We start from the raw sequence: 14130 nt of genomic DNA, 5'->3' as shown, positions 1-14130 counted from the left end.
GCCGGTTGGCGTCGCGTCGCCCCTTTCGCAACTGCGAGAAAGCCGGTTTAGTGCCCCGACTCGCGAGGGATTGCATGAGCGCTGAGCTGATAACGCAACTGGAAACCGCTGCCGCCGCTGCCGGGCGCTACACCGACGCGGCAAAAGCCGCCGTTCGTCCGCTTGTCACCAGGGAAGGCAAGATCGACCGCGTCGCGCTCGATCGCGAGCAGCACGTTGTCCACGGTCTGGCCTGGGTCGCGACCTACGCTGAAACGTTGCGTGAAGTGAGTGATTGGGCCCGCGCTTTGAGTGAGGCGGGCAAATTCGGTGAAACCGAGCAATTGCTCGCGAAGGTGCTTGTCGCTGAATACACCGCGCAGCTCGCCGGCGGCGTGCCGATGACGCAAGTCGAGACCATCCGACCTGCGGATTTCGGCATCGACGCGCCCGCTGTGACCATGCGCGTCACGCAATCCGATAAAACGCGCCTCGCTGCGCTTCTCCACGAAAGCCAAGGCCGCGCGACCTTCGAGAACACCAATCTCGACGCGGACTTTGAAATGATCCGCGATCAGTTCCGCAGCTTCGCGGACGACAAGATCGTCCCGCATGCGCACGAGTGGCATTGCAACGATGAACTCATACCAATCGAGATCGTCGAAGAGATGGGCGCGCTCGGCGTCTTCGGTCTCACCATCCCTGAAGAATTTGGCGGGTCGGGGCTCGGCAAGACGTCCATGTGCGTCGTCTCGGAAGAGCTCTCGCGCGCCTGGATCGGGACAGGCTCGCTCGGGACGCGCAGCGAGATTGCCGCCGAACTCATCATGATTGGCGGCACTGAAGCTCAGAAGGCCGAGTGGCTGCCGAAAATCGCCAGCGCAGAAATTCTGCCGACCGCGGTTTTTACTGAACCGAACACTGGCAGCGATCTGGGCTCGCTGCGCACGCGCGCTGTGAAAGAGGGCGACGCCTATATCGTGACCGGCAACAAGACCTGGATCACGCATGCGGCGCGGGCCGATGTGATGACGCTGCTGGTGCGCACCGATCCGAACACCACCGGCTTCAATGGTCTTTCAATGTTGCTGGCGCCGAAGCAGCGCGGCGATGATACGGTTCCGTTTCCGACGCCCGGCATGTCCGGCGGCGCAATTGAGGTGATCGGCTATCGCGGCATGAAGGAATACGAGATCGGCTTCGATGGCTTTAAAGTGCCTGCCGCAAATCTGCTTGGCGGCGTTGAAGGGCAAGGCTTCAAGCAGCTGATGGCGACGTTTGAAAGCGCGCGCATCCAAACCGCGGCGCGCGCCGTTGGTGTTGCGCAAAGCGCGCTTGAACTCGGATTGAAGTACGCCATCGACCGCAAGCAGTTCGGGCAGGAGATTTTCCACTTCCCGCGTGTGTCGAACAAGCTGGTGATGATCGCCGCTGAACTGATGGCGGCGCGTCAGATCACGTATTTTGCGGCGCGCCGCAAAGACAGCGGCAAACGCTGCGATCTCGAAGCGGGTATGGCGAAATTGCTGGCGGCGCGTGTTGCATGGGCTGCGGCCGACAATGCTCTGCAAATCCATGGCGGCAACGGCTTTGCGGTCGAATACCCCATCAGTCGTGTTCTGGCCGATGCGCGCATTCTCAACATTTTCGAAGGCGCGGGCGAAATTCAGGCCATGGTCATCGGGCGCCGGGTGCTCGAAGAGGGCGTCAACTGAGGGTGACGCGAACGCGCCACCCTCATCAACGAACTTAGAAGTGGCGCAGCGCGAAGAAGCCGAGCACGCCCGAGTTCGCGTCGCCGCCCGACAGCACATTGTACTCGCCGCGGAAGTCCCACTGACCAGCGCGGATGCCCGCGCCAACACCGAACGATGCGCCGCTGAGTTCGAGGTCTTCGTAGTCGATGCCGTTCATCTCACGTTCGATCGTGACCGTGCTGTATCCGGCACGGCCTAGGATGTAACCACTGCCGCTGCCGAACGGGTACGATACGACGATGTGCGCCGCAGCGGGGCTTTCAGCGCCGATGTCGCCCTCGATGCCGGGGCCTTCGAATTCGGAATCCGCGCCGCCGATGCCGGCTTCGACTTCCACAGCGAAGTATTCGTTGAACGCGTAGCCAACGCGGCCGACGAATGCGCCCGGTGACGGTTGATCTTCAAACTCGATGCCCATGCCGTCGGCCGCATCGTCTTTGTCGATGAAATAGAGATTGATGCCGGCGCCGGCGTAGAATCCGGACGTGTCGTTGTCCTGCGCGAGCGCTGGTGTCGCCACCATGCCGCCCAGCATCGTCATCGCCGCAAGTGCGAGCTTCTTCTTCATTGGACTCCCCCTGTTATGCGGGCAGCGTCTCCCCACGCCACCTTATCATTTCGCTATCGGTTCCATTTTGTTTGCTCAAGGTCCAAGCGATGAGAATGGGGGCTGCGGCAAGGTGATAATTCGCACATTGATAGTCTTGGAAGTGCAGGCCAACTGGCGCTAATTGGGTCCTACCCAAACTCGGAGCATCAGGATGCGGATTGTGGTTGCCCTTACTGCTCTGGTGCTCGCCGCGTGCACACAACAACCCGTCGCGTACACACCCGATGTCGAGCGTAACTTCATGACCGCGTGCGAAATCCAAGGCGCATCCAACGCGCTCTGCGGCTGCACTTGGGATCGCATCGAAGCGGACATCCCGCCGGACGATTTTGCGGCGCTTGAGCGCCTTCCTGGACCTCAGCGCGAGGATCATCCGATGACCGCGCAGATCAACGGTTACGTTGAAGCCTGCAATGCAAGTCTCGCAACCGAGAGTGCGCCCAGTGCAGAAGATCCGGTTCCGGCGCCCTGACGTTTTAACGACGTTCGCGCCGTTCAATCTTAACGCTGTTTGTGCATACTGGCACTGTCGCGCGGCAAGATTTGCCGGGCAAGGAGTAAGGCGATGCGTCTGACGATCGCTGCCTTGATGGGCGCACTGATGTTGGCGGCGTGCGGCGGTGAAAGCGCGCCCAACCCGTATCCGCAAAGCGCGCAAGAACGCTTTTCGATGTCATGCCCACCGGAGAGCGCCGTTTGCACATGCACGTGGGATAAGATCACGCGCACGGTGACGTATGACGAATACGAAGCCGCGCTCGCGCGCTTTCGTGAAACCGGCCTGATGGACCCGCGCATCACGCGCGCGCGAACGCAGTGCCTCGAGCGGCACCGCGAATAGCGCTTACTTTTTCTTGCCGATCATCGCATCGACGCTGAGCGGACCCCCGCCTGCGGCGGCGATATAAAGGAAGACGAAGCAGTACAAGATTGCGGCATCGCCGCCGTTCTGCACCGGGTAGAACGATGCGGGCGCGTGGAACATCCAATACGCGACCGCCATCATGCCGGAGAGCACAAATGCAACTGGTCGCGTGAACAGACCCAGCAGCAACAACGCGCCGCCGCCAGCTTCAAGAATTCCCCCAAACCACATCAAAGTCATCGGCTCGGGCGCCACCGCAAACATTTCGGTCGCCGGAAATCCAAGGAGCTTGGTTGTGCCGTGCGCAATAAAGAGCAAAGCGCTCACGATGCGCAGCGCGCTCAATAGTTGCGGCGAAAAACGATCCAGAAAACCCATTGTCCCAACCTCCGTCTCGCCGCCAACCTGCGGGCCGCAATCAATCGCGTCAACGGCACACGGATGATACTGGCTCAGGAGGGGCGGCGACTTTGCAATGCAGCAAACAAAGTGCCGTCATCCAGGAGGTCAAGTTCGCCGCCGACGGGCACGCCGTGTGAAAGTCTGCTTACAGTTACGCTGAGCGGCTGCAGGCGCTCGGCCAAATAATGCGCCGTCGTTTGGCCGTCGACCGTCGCCGACAGTGCAAGGATGACTTCGCGTACGTCCGGCCCGCTCGCGCGTTCGAGCAATTTCGCGATGCGAAGATCGTCCGGCCGAACGCCATCGAGCGCCGAGAGCGTCCCGCCCAGTACGTGATACCTACCCTTAAAGGCGCCTGCGCGCTCCAAGGCCCAGACATCGCCAACTTCTGCAACAACGCAAATGAGGCCATCGTCGCGATCGATGGCTGCGCACAGCATGCAGGGATCTTGAGTGTCGAGTGCGCCGCAATTCGAGCACGCGCGCACCTTTTCCGCTGCAACAGCAAGCGCCGCCGCGAGCGGAGCCATGAGCTGATCTTTGCGCTTCAATAGCTGCAGCGCCGCGCGCCGCGCTGAACGCGGACCGAGGCCCGGCACCTTCGCGAGCAAAGAGATGAGCGCCTCGATCTCGGGCGCGGCTGTGATGGCTTTGGATCGCATTATGTGGAGACCCGGGCGCCAAAGGTGACAACGCGGCCGCGTTTCGTCTGGCGAACCCGCGAGAGCGCACCGATGTCCGCGCTTGGGTCGCCGTTCAGCACGACAAGATCCCCATCCATGCCGCGCGCGATGCGGCCTTTGCGCGATGCGAAGCCAAAGCGCCGTGCAGGTGTGGTGGTAAGTGAGCTAAGGATCGCAGGGAAATCGAACCCGGCATCGTGCTGCACGCGCCGAGTGCGGCGGCGCCAAGTAAGAGCGAGCGTCGATTCATGCGACTTCGGCCTCAGAACGGCATCTTGAAGCCGGGCAGGATGCCCAGGCCGCCGCTCAAGCCTTTCATCTCTTCGTTCTGTGTGTCTTCAAGCTTGCGTCGCGCGTCGTCGTGCGCAGCCTTGATCAGATCTTCCAGAATTTCGCGTTCGTCCGCCGCCATGAGCGAGGGGTCGATGTTGATGCTCAGCAGCACATTCTTGCCGCTGATGCGTAGCTTCACCATGCCGCCGCCGGACGAGCCTTCGACCTCCATCGCCTCCAGCTTCTTCTGCGCCTCGTTGATCTTGGCCTGCATCTGCTGGGCCTGGCGCATGATCTGGGAGATATCTTTCATCGCCAAAACCTCATCTTAAGTCCCTTCCTTCTTGCGCGCCGGCTTTTGCGGCGCATTCGGCGCGGGCATCGGCACAACATCGCCGCCGCCGCCGTTCTCATCCACTGGGTTCGTCACCTTGGCGATCTCTGAACCCGGGAAGAGCTTCATCGCTTGCGCCACGAACGGATGTTTCTTCAGCTCAGCCATCTGGCGTTCTTGTTCACGCAGGCGTTTGTCGGCGAGGCTCTCGACCGGCGCGGTAGCTTCTGTCGTCGAACGGATCGTCCACTCGAACGGCGTGTGCTCTTCGAGGAAGGATTTCAGCCGCCGGACCATGTCGCGCGGGTGGTCTGGGCTCGCCACGTAGATCAGCTCGCCGTGCGGCGCAAAACGCACGACCTTCAAGCGATCTAGCGCCACTTCGAGTTCAACGTCGTTCTCGAATTTAATGCGCTCCATCACTTCATCGAACGTCGCGAATGGTGTCTCAGGCGCTGGCGCATGCTTCTCTTGGGCCGCTGGCGTCTCGCTGGCGGCTTTCGTTGAAGCACGCGCGCTGTTCATCGGCGCATTCTTGTCGGAAGCTGGTGCGCTACCTGCGGGCGAGGCGTTGGCGGTCCAAGACGGCCCGTCGCGCAACATGCGCGCTGCATCTTCAGGCGGTGGCAGCGACTGCGCGGCGCAGAGGCGCACCATCGCCATCTCGACGGCCGCGATGGGGTCGGGCGCCTTGCCGGCCTCTTCGAGCGCCTTCAGCAGCATCTGCCACAGCCGCGAGAGTTGAGCAGGCGAGACCTTGCCTGCCAGCCCCCGCACGCGCGCAACCCAGTCGGCGCCACCGATGATCCGCGCGTCTGCGCCCAAAGCCTGCGCGCGCGCCGCCTCGTGGCCGATGTCCAGGAGATCGCGCAGGATCAAGGTTGGGTCCGCGCCGCTATCGTATTGCGAACGTGCTTCATTGATCGCGGTCTTCGCATCGCCCTTGGCGATTGCTTCGAAGAGATCGAGCACCCGCCCGCGATCGGCGAGACCGAGCATTTCCCGGACATCAGCGGCAGTGACGTTTTCACCCGGCTTCTGGACCAAAGCCTGATCGAGCAACGACAAGCCGTCTCGCGCCGAGCCTTCCGCTGCGCGCGCGATCAGCGCCAAGCCGTCAGCGTCAACCTTCACGCCTTCCTTGGCGCAGATGTTTCCAAGGTGCGTTGCAAGCCGCTCGCTATCGATGCGCTTTAGGTCGAAGCGTTGGCAGCGTGAGAGCACCGTTACCGGCACTTTCCGGATTTCCGTCGTCGCGAACATGAACTTCACGTGCGGTGGCGGCTCTTCCAGCGTCTTCAGCAGGCCGTTGAAGGCCTGTGTCGAGAGCATGTGCACTTCGTCGATGATGTAGATTTTATAGCGCGCCATCACCGGCGCGTAGCGAACGCTGTCCAGGATTTCACGAATGTCGTTGATGCCGGTGCGCGAGGCCGCGTCCATCTCGAACACGTCGGGATGGCGACTTTCCATGATCGCCTGGCAATGCTCGCCCGGCGGATCGAGTTCGATGCTCGGGTGATCGATGTCGCCGCGCTTGTAGTTGAGCGCGCGAGCGAGCAGGCGGGCCGTCGTCGTCTTGCCGACCCCTCGAACACCGGTGAGCATCGTCGCGTGCGGGATCCGGCCCAATGCGAACGAATTCGCGATGGTGCGGACCATCGCTTCCTGGCCGATGAGATCCTCGAAGGTCCTCGGGCGGTATTTACGCGCCAGAACGACATAGCCGGGGCCGGTCGTATCTTCTCCGAAAAGACCTGGGGATTGGGATTCGCTCACCAGGGAAACCTAAGGCTTTCGGCGCGAATTACGACCCCCGGGCGCCGCCCCGTTTGTCGCCCGTTTACCACCCTCCAGTTACGACAAGGAACTCACGAGCAGGACGTGGACCAGAGCCCATGAGCACAGCAGCTCCCTTGCGCGGCGTCTGGATCATGACGATCCGGCGATTTGCCGAAGTTGCTTGGACCCGTCACGGCCCCACTCGGTACGCTTCCGTCGCGCTCACGCCAATTCTCGTGGGTTTTTTGGTCCCCGGCTGGTGGTGGGCGCTCTGTAGCCTCGGCGCCTTGGTCGGGGTCATCATCGATTTCCGGGCGCAAGCTGCCTTCAATCGCTTGGCCGCGAACGCCGAAAACCTGGACGATGCTGGTCTCCAGCAAGCTGTGAAGCATCACATGGTGACGCTGGGCGCTATTACCGCAGCCTACATCGCGCCCTATGTCGCTTTGGCGTTCGCGCCACAACCAGCGCCGGTCGTCGGGCTGCTGTTTTGCGCCGGCGCCGCGCTCGTTTGCGCCACGCTCCACGTCATGACGCGGACGATGATTTTCTACACCGTGCCATTCGTCATCGTTGGCCTGATCCTCAATGCTTACACTCTGACGACCGGCGTCGACGCGATCATCCTTGCGCTCATGGCCGGGATTATGGGGCTCAACGCCATCGTCGCCGCACGGGGTGGCGCACGTAGTTTTGGCGACATCATCGGCGCGCGCCTCAAAGCGGAGGAGGCGGCTGAAGATCTTGAGCGACGTGTCGAGGAACGCACCGCCCAACTCGCCGTCGCCACCAAGCGCGCGCAGGCCGCGAACAAGGCAAAATCCATGTTCTTGGCCAATATGAGCCACGAATTACGGACGCCGCTCAACGCCGTCATCGGCTATTCTGAAATCATCGAGGAAGATCTCGATAGCGGCGACACCTCAAGCAGCGTCGGCGATCTCGCCAAGATTCGCAACTCGGCCACACACTTGCTGACGCTGATCAACGAGATCCTTGATCTGTCGCGCATTGAATCCGGTAAGCTCGATCTTAAGCCAGCCGCGTTCGATATAGGCGCGTTGTTGCGCGGCGCGATGGATACGGTGAAACCCACCGCCGCCAAGAACCGCACCACGTGTCAGGTCACTCTGGCGCCTGGACTTAGCGTCATGACCGCCGACGAGACGCGTGTGCGCCAGTGCGTGCTTAACCTGCTTTCTAATGCTGCCAAGTTCACGCAGAACGGCGTCATCGCACTCGACATGCGCTGGTGCCGTATTGGACGCCAGCGCGGCGTCGCAATCTCAGTGAAAGACACCGGCCCCGGTATCAGCGCCGAACACCAAGCGCGACTGTTCAGGCCGTTCATGCAGATCGATAATACCAAGACGCGCGCTCACGATGGGGCGGGGTTGGGGCTCGTCATCACCCGCCGCCTCGCGCAGGCTATGGGCGGCGACGTTCAGGTGTCGAGCAAGCTCGGCCACGGCTCGACCTTCACCCTCTATCTGCCGCTCGACATGACCCAGTCGGCCCCGGCTGAGGCGGCCTAAATTCGCGCGTTAGGGGAAAGTGCAGACAGGACAGCGACCCGTACGCAACCCGTTACGGCTGCTTCCTTCCGGATCTGACCGGGTTGGCGGGGCGGCCGTCCGCCGCCTGCCTGCGCGTCTCATATCGCCTCTCGCTTACCCGTAAGCAACTGGGAACGGGTGCGGCGCAAGTGCGTTTCCTCCCTGTCCAACCACAACAAGAGGCCGCCCGAAGGGCGGAACCGTGATGCTGCGTACCCTGGTGTTTGCCCTAGCGATTGGTTTGCCCGGCCTGGCCGCGGCTGAGCCGTTTCCGCATTCGGCGCAAGACGTTGAGGTTCGCGGTGACGACGGCACGGTGATCGGCCGCGTGTCGGCGGTAGAGCGCAACGCCGACGGCGAGATCGTTGCCGTCGAGATTCCCGGCATGGAGCCGGGCAATGCGTCAGATGCGTCGAGCGATCTTGTTGCTCAGAACGAGCGTCAACCGGCTTTGCGCGTCCGTAATAGTGGCGAGCGTCCACGCCAGGATGAGCGGGCGATCTTCGATCGCCGCGTGCTGCGCTAAGTCCGCGCTTGCACCAGAGACCAGCCCGCTAACGCAAATCCTAATCCGAATAAAGCACCTGCCGCAGGCAACCCGTACGCGCTGAGTGGCGGGACATAGTTCAGCACGCCCGCGATGATGACGCTCGAAAACCAGCAAATCGGCGGCGCCAGAGGCCGTTCACCCGCGCGCACCCACGCCATGCTCAGTCCCACCAAAGCAATCGCTAGCGCTGCTGCGCCTTGCTCATAGGTGCTAAAGCCGAACGGGTCGGCATCTGGTCCGCCGATGAACGAAAGTGACGCCACAGCAACGCCAAAACTTGAAAGGCCCAAGAAGCCCAAGCGCTCGGCGCGCGCGAGATAAATGCCGATGAGGCCAAGCAGCAGCAGAATATCGATGCCCGTATAGAGCCACTCCAGTGTCACCGCGTCCTGAGTGATCGGAATCGATGAAGTAACGCGAAGCAGGCCGCCGGCGATCGCCGCGACGCCGGATACGCGATAAAGCGTTGGATAGTTCATGCTGAGGCTCTAGCGGCGATGAGCCCGCTGATCCAGCTTTTAGGCGACCGCGCTTAGCCGACCGAGATTGGCGTTTAGCGTCAGCGTTGCTGTCGTGCTTTGATTGAGCGCGGAGGCGATCTTGATATCGCCGCCGAGCAGACGCGCGATCTGTTGTGTGATCGTTAGCCCAAGGCCGGCGCCGCCGTATTTGCGCGTGATTGAGCCATCGCCCTGCTCAAACGGCGTCACGGCGCGCGCCAGCTGATCCGGCGACATGCCGATCCCCGTGTCAACCACTTCGACGTGGATGAACGAGCCGTCGGCCGTCTCTTGGCGGCGCACGCGAACCGTCACCCGGCCATCGGCGGTGAACTTAACCGCGTTCGAGAGCAAGTTGCGCAGGCATTGGCTCAGGCGATAGGGGTCTGATCTCAGCACCATATCGCCCTCGCCAATGTCGAGGACGAGTTCAGTGCCGTTGGCCGTAGCGGTGGGGCGCACGTCGGCGATAGCGCTGAACACAATCGCGCCGATGTGAAATTCTTCGATCTCTACGCCAAGTTTGCCCGCTTCAATTTTCGACAGATCGAGCACTTCGTTGATGAGGTGGAGCAAGCTGCGCGCCTGGCGCAGAACGTTCTCGTGATCCTCAACCTGGTGATCGCGCCCGTCCGCGACCGCGTCTTCCAGCAATAATTCAGTGTAGCCGATGATGGCGTTGAGCGGCGTACGCAGCTCATGGCTCATATTCGCAAGAAGCGCCCGCAACGTTGCGCCAAAGCGAATTCTCCGGAGCGATCAGTGCGCGGCCCATGGCGCGCTTTACCGGTTGTCGGCGCACTCGCAACGCCGCGACCGGCGAGCGGGCGTCGCCACCGGAAATACCCGTTGTTTACTAGGTTTTGACTGACGCCCGCCGGTGCGTTTGCTTGACGCGGCGACCGGTCCTCCATACCTCAACCGCCATGGCAATTCGTCCCATCCTGATCGCGCCCGATCCGCGCTTGAAGCAGAAGTCTGTCCCTGTCGAAGGTCCGGTCACGGATGAACTTCGTGCGCTCATGGATGACATGTTGGAGACGATGTACGACGCCCCGGGCATCGGCCTTGCCGCCATTCAGGTTGGTGAGCCGCTCAGGGTCATCGTGATGGACCTTTCGCCCGAGGGCCAACCCAAGGCCCCGCGCTATTTCGTCAACCCGGAAATCTTGTGGAAGTCCGAGGACATGGCGCCGTACGAGGAGGGCTGTCTGTCGGTTCCGGATATCTACGATGACGTCGAGCGTCCGGCGCGCGTGAAGCTTCGTTACTTGGACTATAGCGGCAAGCAGATCGAAGAAGACTGCGAGGGGCTTTTTGCCGTTTGCATTCAACACGAAATGGATCATCTCGAAGGCGTATTGTTCATCGACCACTTGTCGCGCCTCAAAAAAGAGAAGGCGCTGAGCAAGCTGAAGAAGGCCCGCAAGGCCGCCGAGGACAACAAGGAGCACCGCCTCTAAAAGCGCGGTTTTTCGCCGCCCGGGCCTTTCGCGACCCGTCAAAAACTCTATTCTCCGCCCCGATTAGATCGGCGCGCTTCTCGCGCCTCTTCCCCGGGGGTCTCCATGACTGAAGCGTTTGGCGGTTATGTCTGCACATCGGCGGCCATCGACGCGGCGATTGCTGCGCGTTCGATGCTGTCGCATCCTTTCTATCAAGCCTGGGAAGAAGGCACGCTGACGAAGGACGCGCTGCGCGCGTATTCGCGCCAGTACTTCCACCACGTCGAAGCGTTCCCGCGCGCGGTCAGCGCCGTGCATGCCAATTGCCCGAGCGCGCAAGGGCGCCGTCTTCTGGCTGAGAACCTCGCTGAAGAAGAAGGCCTCGGCGAAGGCAAGGACGATCACGCAAAGCTGTGGCTCGATTTCGCCGCCGGCATGGGCGCTGATGAATCTGAAGTCCGCGCTGTTCGCGTGAACGCTGAAACGCAAGTTCTGATCGACGCCTTCCGCAATCTGTCGCGCAAGTCGTACGCATCCGGCCTCGGCGCGCTCTATGCTTATGAGAGCCAGCTGCCGGCGATCGCCAAGACGAAGATCGAAGGTTTGGTCGCCCGCTATGACGTGACCGAAGAGAGCGCGTTGAAGTTCTTTCAGGTCCACGAATACGCCGACGTTGAGCACGCTGACGTCTGCCGTGAGCTGCTTGATGCGCTTCCGGAAGGCGAACGCGCCGAAGCGCATGCCGCTGCGTGCGAGCTCGCCGAAGCGCTCCGCACGTTCCTCACGGGCATGCAGCGCGAAACCGGCATGGTCTGCTGAGCTCGCGCGCCGTCACTTGCTTTGGGCCGCCGTCTGAAGCTGTGCGCGGCTCGATCGTTTCGTCAGGGGAAACTGGCGCTGCCGGTTTCCCCTGAGCGAAAAATTTCAGATCTGCGTTGAGCGCGCCGCCGAGCAAGAACACGAAAGCCCGTCACGTAAAGCCAAAGCAGCAACGCCACCACGCTCGCGAGCGAGCCATAAGCTGCGCCAAACCCGGGAAACTCTCGCAGCGCAAACGTGAGCGCGCTCGAAGCTAACAGCCACAGCAGCGGCGTGATGATCGCGCCAAGCCACAGCCAGCGTCAAGGCGGGCGCCGCCGCCGTGGACCCCAACGATAGAGGATCAGCGTCACCGCAACGGCCGCGCCGCCCAGCACCGGCCAGCGTAGCGCCAGCAGCAGCACTTCAGCACCGCTATCGACATTGATGAAGGCCAGCGCCACCGGCGCTTCGCCCATCAAGATGATCGCAAAGACGCTAAGGCCAAGTCCGTACAGCGGGAACATGTCCGCCGCGATGTAGCGCCCTAAGGTCCGTCTTTTTTTCGGCGCGCCGGTTCACCGCAGTCAGCGCCATCAACACCCAGCGCGTGCCTTGCAGCGCGCTCCAAAGCGCCAGCACCAAATTGAACAGGGCGCCCCAAGCCAAGCTGTCGCTGCTTTGAGAAAGTAACCGCGTTATTTGCTCGTGAATGATTGCGACAACGGCGTCCGGCGCGACGCCGCCCAGCGCGCGGATCTGGTCGCCAATCCAGGCGGGATCGCCGAAGAGCCCAACGAACGCCACAACGGCTGCGATGCCGGGTATCACCGCCGCCAATCCAAAGAACGCAACGCCTGCCGAGATCAGTGCGAGATTTGCACGCTCCGCCGTCGCGGTGACGCCTTGCAACACGCACCACCATTGCGAGGGCGAAAGCGACCATGGATCAGTCGCTGGCGCAGGTGTGGTCGGGCAGGCGTCGGCAGTCATGGAGCGAAAGCGGGAACTGCAGCAGCGCGGTTCCCGCTTTGGGTTGCGTAAACAGCGTAAAATCAGGCATGTCGCGCTGGTGACGCTTCGCCTCGCTTTCATGGGTTCGCCCGCCTTTGCACTGCCGACGCTGCAGGCGTTGATCGAGGCGGGGCATGAGATCGCGTGCGTTTATTCGCAGCCGCCGCGTCCAGCGGGACGAGGCAAGAAAGAGCGCCAAACACCGGTTCACGAATTTGCGCTCGCACGCGGTTTGGAAGTGCGCACACCAAAGAGTCTGAAGAGGCCGCCGGAGCAAGAAGCGTTCGCCGCGCTCAACCTGGATATTGCGATCGTTGTCGCCTACGGCCTCATCCTTCCTAAAGCGATCCTGGACGCACCAAAGCGCGGTGCGCTCAACCTGCATGGCTCCTTGCTGCCTCGCTGGCGCGGCGCGGCGCCCATACAGCGCGCGATCATGGCGGGTGACAACGTTACCGGCGTTCAGGTCATGCGCATGGAAGAGGGGCTGGATACCGGCGCGGTTCTCGCAACCGCCGAAACGCCGATCGCCTTCGATGACACGACGCAGACCCTGCACGACCGTCTTGCTGCGTTGGGGGCGCCGCTGATGCGCGACACGCTCGCTAAGCTTGAGCGCGGCGCTGTCACGGAGACGCCGCAATCGAAGCTGGGCGTCACCTACGCGCACAAGATCACGCCAGCTGAGGCGCGCATCGATTGGAGCCGGCCCGCGCGGGAAATCGACTGTGCCATCCGCGGCCTATCCCCATCGCCCGGTGCTTGGTTCGAGCTTGAGGGCGTACGCACCAAAGTCCTGCTTTCCCGGCTCGGCCAGGGAAGCGGTGCGCCCGGCGAGGCGCTGGACGACAATCTTTTGATCGCTTGCGGCGAGGGCGCCGTGCGTTTGCTCACAGTTCAGCGCGAAGGCCGTGGCCCGCTTGCCGCAGACGCCTTTTTGCGTGGTCAACCGGTTCCCGCAGGCGCGCGGCTTGCTTGAGCTGGACCCTCGCGGCGGCTAAGTAACGCGCGAGAGGGATTTGCATGATCGTACGTGTCGCCTTGGTTGCTTTGGCGCTGGCTCTGGCCGGCTGTAACCAGCAAGCCTCCACGCCGGACGCCGCCGACGCCGGCCCGCAGCTCGACGCGCCAGCGCCGGAGAGTGAGCCGTCTCGGGTCTTCGCCGCCGCCAATGACGCGGCGCGCGCGGTTTCGGCTGAACTCACGGTGTCGGTCACACAAGAACTTCCGGACGCTGCGGACGCAGATATCCAAGAGCGTCTGTCGCTGCGCGGCGGCAACGGCCTCAGCGTCAATGCCGCCGTCACCGGTGCAATCTCTCCCGCGACGCAAGTTGGCGGCCAGACATTGCGCGCGCTGCTCAACATCGCCGTCGAGGAGCCACAAGTGTTGGTCTACCGCGTGAGCGATGCGGCAGGTTCACCTGGTCTCTGCACCGAAGGCACGCCGGCCTACGTCGTCGTCTGGGAGCCTTCAGCACCTGGCGACGCGTCGATGAAAATTCTCGGCGTCACTGGCGGCGCACCTGGCGCAGGTGACTCGCGCGCCTGCCCGATGCTCGAGTATCGGCGCTCATAAGGGC

At 62.3% G+C, this 14130-nt stretch carries 20 protein-coding genes and 1 other RNA gene; 9 read left to right on the top strand and 12 right to left on the bottom strand.

Features of this window, described 5'->3' with window-relative positions; all coding sequences use genetic code 11:
* The first annotated feature begins 74 nt into the window (after nucleotides 1-74).
* Entirely contained in the window at nucleotides 75-1694 is a 1620-nt protein-coding gene (locus ATE48_RS04220; protein WP_066768110.1) for an acyl-CoA dehydrogenase family protein, read from the top strand.
* 34 nt (nucleotides 1695-1728) lie between these two features.
* On the opposite strand, the gene ATE48_RS04215 is transcribed toward ATE48_RS04220, so the two are convergent.
* Nucleotides 1729-2304 carry an outer membrane beta-barrel protein gene (locus ATE48_RS04215; RefSeq protein WP_066768109.1) on the bottom strand — a complete coding sequence of 192 codons (576 nt, stop codon included), beginning with the start codon at nucleotides 2302-2304 and terminating at the stop codon, nucleotides 1729-1731.
* A gap of 193 nt (nucleotides 2305-2497) precedes the next feature.
* Between ATE48_RS04215 and ATE48_RS04210 the strand changes: the two genes are divergently transcribed.
* Together ATE48_RS04210 and ATE48_RS04205 are read left to right on the top strand one after the other, a co-directional pair.
* On the top strand, nucleotides 2498-2818 hold the full coding sequence (locus ATE48_RS04210; RefSeq protein WP_066768107.1) for a hypothetical protein: 321 nt from the start codon (nucleotides 2498-2500) through the stop codon (nucleotides 2816-2818).
* A 93-nt stretch (nucleotides 2819-2911) separates the two neighbouring features.
* Complete coding sequence (locus tag ATE48_RS04205) at nucleotides 2912-3187, top strand: hypothetical protein (protein WP_066768106.1); 276 nt, start codon at nucleotides 2912-2914, stop codon at nucleotides 3185-3187.
* Nucleotides 3188-3190: 3 nt separating this feature from the next.
* Here the strand turns inward: ATE48_RS04205 and ATE48_RS04200 are convergent, their stop codons facing one another.
* The 5 genes from ATE48_RS04200 to ATE48_RS04180 all read right to left on the bottom strand — a co-directional run bounded on the left by ATE48_RS04200 (nucleotide 3191) and on the right by ATE48_RS04180 (nucleotide 6682).
* On the bottom strand, nucleotides 3191-3589 hold the full coding sequence (locus tag ATE48_RS04200) for a DoxX family protein (protein WP_066768104.1): 399 nt from the start codon (nucleotides 3587-3589) through the stop codon (nucleotides 3191-3193).
* 74 nt (nucleotides 3590-3663) lie between these two features.
* Nucleotides 3664-4275 (bottom strand): recombination mediator RecR, encoded by a 612-nt coding sequence (gene recR, locus ATE48_RS04195; protein ID WP_066768103.1) that lies wholly within the window; start codon nucleotides 4273-4275, stop codon nucleotides 3664-3666.
* Nucleotides 4275-4562, bottom strand: a complete 288-nt coding sequence (locus ATE48_RS04190) for an amidohydrolase family protein (protein ID WP_156767589.1) — start codon at nucleotides 4560-4562, stop codon at nucleotides 4275-4277. Before ATE48_RS04190 ends, recR begins: the two co-directional genes overlap by 1 nt.
* Nucleotides 4559-4882: a YbaB/EbfC family nucleoid-associated protein gene (locus ATE48_RS04185; RefSeq protein WP_066774586.1), complete on the bottom strand. Its 324-nt coding sequence runs from the start codon at nucleotides 4880-4882 to the stop codon at nucleotides 4559-4561. Before ATE48_RS04185 ends, ATE48_RS04190 begins: the two co-directional genes overlap by 4 nt.
* A gap of 15 nt (nucleotides 4883-4897) precedes the next feature.
* Nucleotides 4898-6682: a DNA polymerase III subunit gamma/tau gene (locus tag ATE48_RS04180; protein ID WP_228126782.1), complete on the bottom strand. Its 1785-nt coding sequence runs from the start codon at nucleotides 6680-6682 to the stop codon at nucleotides 4898-4900.
* A 119-nt stretch (nucleotides 6683-6801) separates the two neighbouring features.
* Here ATE48_RS04180 and ATE48_RS04175 point away from each other — a divergent pair, with 119 nt between their 5' ends.
* Entirely contained in the window at nucleotides 6802-8220 is a 1419-nt protein-coding gene (locus ATE48_RS04175) for a sensor histidine kinase (protein ID WP_066768097.1), read from the top strand.
* Nucleotides 8221-8237: 17 nt separating this feature from the next.
* Here the strand turns inward: ATE48_RS04175 and ffs are convergent.
* An RNA gene (ffs, locus tag ATE48_RS04170) (signal recognition particle sRNA small type) lies at nucleotides 8238-8335 on the bottom strand.
* 111 nt (nucleotides 8336-8446) lie between these two features.
* Between ffs and ATE48_RS04165 the strand changes: the two genes are divergently transcribed.
* Nucleotides 8447-8767 carry a hypothetical protein gene (locus tag ATE48_RS04165; RefSeq protein WP_066768095.1) on the top strand — a complete coding sequence of 107 codons (321 nt, stop codon included), beginning with the start codon at nucleotides 8447-8449 and terminating at the stop codon, nucleotides 8765-8767.
* Here the strand turns inward: ATE48_RS04165 and ATE48_RS04160 are convergent.
* Both ATE48_RS04160 and ATE48_RS04155 read right to left on the bottom strand, forming a co-directional pair.
* On the bottom strand, nucleotides 8764-9270 hold the full coding sequence (locus tag ATE48_RS04160; protein ID WP_066768093.1) for a hypothetical protein: 507 nt from the start codon (nucleotides 9268-9270) through the stop codon (nucleotides 8764-8766). The two genes, ATE48_RS04165 and ATE48_RS04160, sit on opposite strands and share 4 nt — an antisense overlap.
* A gap of 39 nt (nucleotides 9271-9309) precedes the next feature.
* Nucleotides 9310-10020, bottom strand: coding sequence for a sensor histidine kinase (locus ATE48_RS04155; protein WP_228126781.1), 711 nt, complete (start codon nucleotides 10018-10020; stop codon nucleotides 9310-9312).
* A gap of 197 nt (nucleotides 10021-10217) precedes the next feature.
* Here ATE48_RS04155 and def point away from each other — a divergent pair, with 197 nt between their 5' ends.
* Together def and ATE48_RS04145 are read left to right on the top strand one after the other, a co-directional pair.
* Nucleotides 10218-10754, top strand: a complete 537-nt coding sequence (gene def, locus ATE48_RS04150; RefSeq protein ID WP_066768089.1) for a peptide deformylase — start codon at nucleotides 10218-10220, stop codon at nucleotides 10752-10754.
* A 105-nt stretch (nucleotides 10755-10859) separates the two neighbouring features.
* Nucleotides 10860-11555 carry a CADD family putative folate metabolism protein gene (locus tag ATE48_RS04145; RefSeq protein WP_083197146.1) on the top strand — a complete coding sequence of 232 codons (696 nt, stop codon included), beginning with the start codon at nucleotides 10860-10862 and terminating at the stop codon, nucleotides 11553-11555.
* A gap of 62 nt (nucleotides 11556-11617) precedes the next feature.
* Here the strand turns inward: ATE48_RS04145 and ATE48_RS20395 are convergent, their stop codons facing one another.
* Genes ATE48_RS20395 through ATE48_RS04135 form a run of 3 tightly spaced genes read right to left on the bottom strand, consistent with a single transcriptional unit; the run spans nucleotide 11618 to nucleotide 12527 of the window.
* Nucleotides 11618-11851 (bottom strand): YhjD/YihY/BrkB family envelope integrity protein, encoded by a 234-nt coding sequence (locus ATE48_RS20395; protein WP_083197145.1) that lies wholly within the window; start codon nucleotides 11849-11851, stop codon nucleotides 11618-11620.
* 6 nt (nucleotides 11852-11857) lie between these two features.
* Nucleotides 11858-12061, bottom strand: coding sequence for a hypothetical protein (locus ATE48_RS04140; protein ID WP_066768087.1), 204 nt, complete (start codon nucleotides 12059-12061; stop codon nucleotides 11858-11860).
* A complete protein-coding gene (locus tag ATE48_RS04135; protein ID WP_066768085.1) occupies nucleotides 12033-12527 on the bottom strand; it encodes a YhjD/YihY/BrkB family envelope integrity protein in 495 nt (164 codons plus the stop codon). Before ATE48_RS04135 ends, ATE48_RS04140 begins: the two co-directional genes overlap by 29 nt.
* 100 nt (nucleotides 12528-12627) lie before the next feature.
* Here ATE48_RS04135 and fmt point away from each other — a divergent pair, with 100 nt between their 5' ends.
* Together fmt and ATE48_RS04125 are read left to right on the top strand one after the other, a co-directional pair.
* A complete protein-coding gene (gene fmt, locus ATE48_RS04130) occupies nucleotides 12628-13527 on the top strand; it encodes a methionyl-tRNA formyltransferase (RefSeq protein WP_066774583.1) in 900 nt (299 codons plus the stop codon).
* A gap of 44 nt (nucleotides 13528-13571) precedes the next feature.
* Entirely contained in the window at nucleotides 13572-14126 is a 555-nt protein-coding gene (locus ATE48_RS04125; protein WP_066768083.1) for a hypothetical protein, read from the top strand.
* Nucleotides 14127-14130: the final 4 nt, after the last annotated feature.

Source organism: Candidatus Viadribacter manganicus (assembly GCF_001679665.1).
GTDB lineage: Bacteria > Pseudomonadota > Alphaproteobacteria > Caulobacterales > Aquidulcibacteraceae > Vitreimonas > Vitreimonas manganica.
The sequence above is the reverse complement of the archived record's forward strand: the minus strand, read 5'-3'. Positions and strand labels throughout refer to the sequence as shown.

Excerpts from the sequence above, each read along its gene's own strand:
- ATE48_RS04220 (WP_066768110.1), top strand. The coding sequence starts at position 75 with ATGAGCGCTGAGCTGATAACGCAACTGGAAACCGCTGCCGCCGCTGCC.
- ATE48_RS04215 (WP_066768109.1), bottom strand. The coding sequence starts at position 2,304 with ATGAAGAAGAAGCTCGCACTTGCGGCGATGACGATGCTGGGCGGCATG.
- ATE48_RS04210 (WP_066768107.1), top strand. The coding sequence starts at position 2,498 with ATGCGGATTGTGGTTGCCCTTACTGCTCTGGTGCTCGCCGCGTGCACA.
- ATE48_RS04205 (WP_066768106.1), top strand. The coding sequence starts at position 2,912 with ATGCGTCTGACGATCGCTGCCTTGATGGGCGCACTGATGTTGGCGGCG.
- ATE48_RS04200 (WP_066768104.1), bottom strand. The coding sequence starts at position 3,589 with ATGGGTTTTCTGGATCGTTTTTCGCCGCAACTATTGAGCGCGCTGCGC.
- recR (WP_066768103.1), bottom strand. The coding sequence starts at position 4,275 with ATGCGATCCAAAGCCATCACAGCCGCGCCCGAGATCGAGGCGCTCATC.
- ATE48_RS04185 (WP_066774586.1), bottom strand. The coding sequence starts at position 4,882 with ATGAAAGATATCTCCCAGATCATGCGCCAGGCCCAGCAGATGCAGGCC.
- ATE48_RS04175 (WP_066768097.1), top strand. The coding sequence starts at position 6,802 with ATGAGCACAGCAGCTCCCTTGCGCGGCGTCTGGATCATGACGATCCGG.
- ATE48_RS04165 (WP_066768095.1), top strand. The coding sequence starts at position 8,447 with ATGCTGCGTACCCTGGTGTTTGCCCTAGCGATTGGTTTGCCCGGCCTG.
- ATE48_RS04160 (WP_066768093.1), bottom strand. The coding sequence starts at position 9,270 with ATGAACTATCCAACGCTTTATCGCGTATCCGGCGTCGCGGCGATCGCC.
- def (WP_066768089.1), top strand. The coding sequence starts at position 10,218 with ATGGCAATTCGTCCCATCCTGATCGCGCCCGATCCGCGCTTGAAGCAG.
- ATE48_RS04145 (WP_083197146.1), top strand. The coding sequence starts at position 10,860 with ATGACTGAAGCGTTTGGCGGTTATGTCTGCACATCGGCGGCCATCGAC.
- ATE48_RS04140 (WP_066768087.1), bottom strand. The coding sequence starts at position 12,061 with ATGTTCCCGCTGTACGGACTTGGCCTTAGCGTCTTTGCGATCATCTTG.
- ATE48_RS04135 (WP_066768085.1), bottom strand. The coding sequence starts at position 12,527 with ATGACTGCCGACGCCTGCCCGACCACACCTGCGCCAGCGACTGATCCA.
- fmt (WP_066774583.1), top strand. The coding sequence starts at position 12,628 with ATGGGTTCGCCCGCCTTTGCACTGCCGACGCTGCAGGCGTTGATCGAG.
- ATE48_RS04125 (WP_066768083.1), top strand. The coding sequence starts at position 13,572 with ATGATCGTACGTGTCGCCTTGGTTGCTTTGGCGCTGGCTCTGGCCGGC.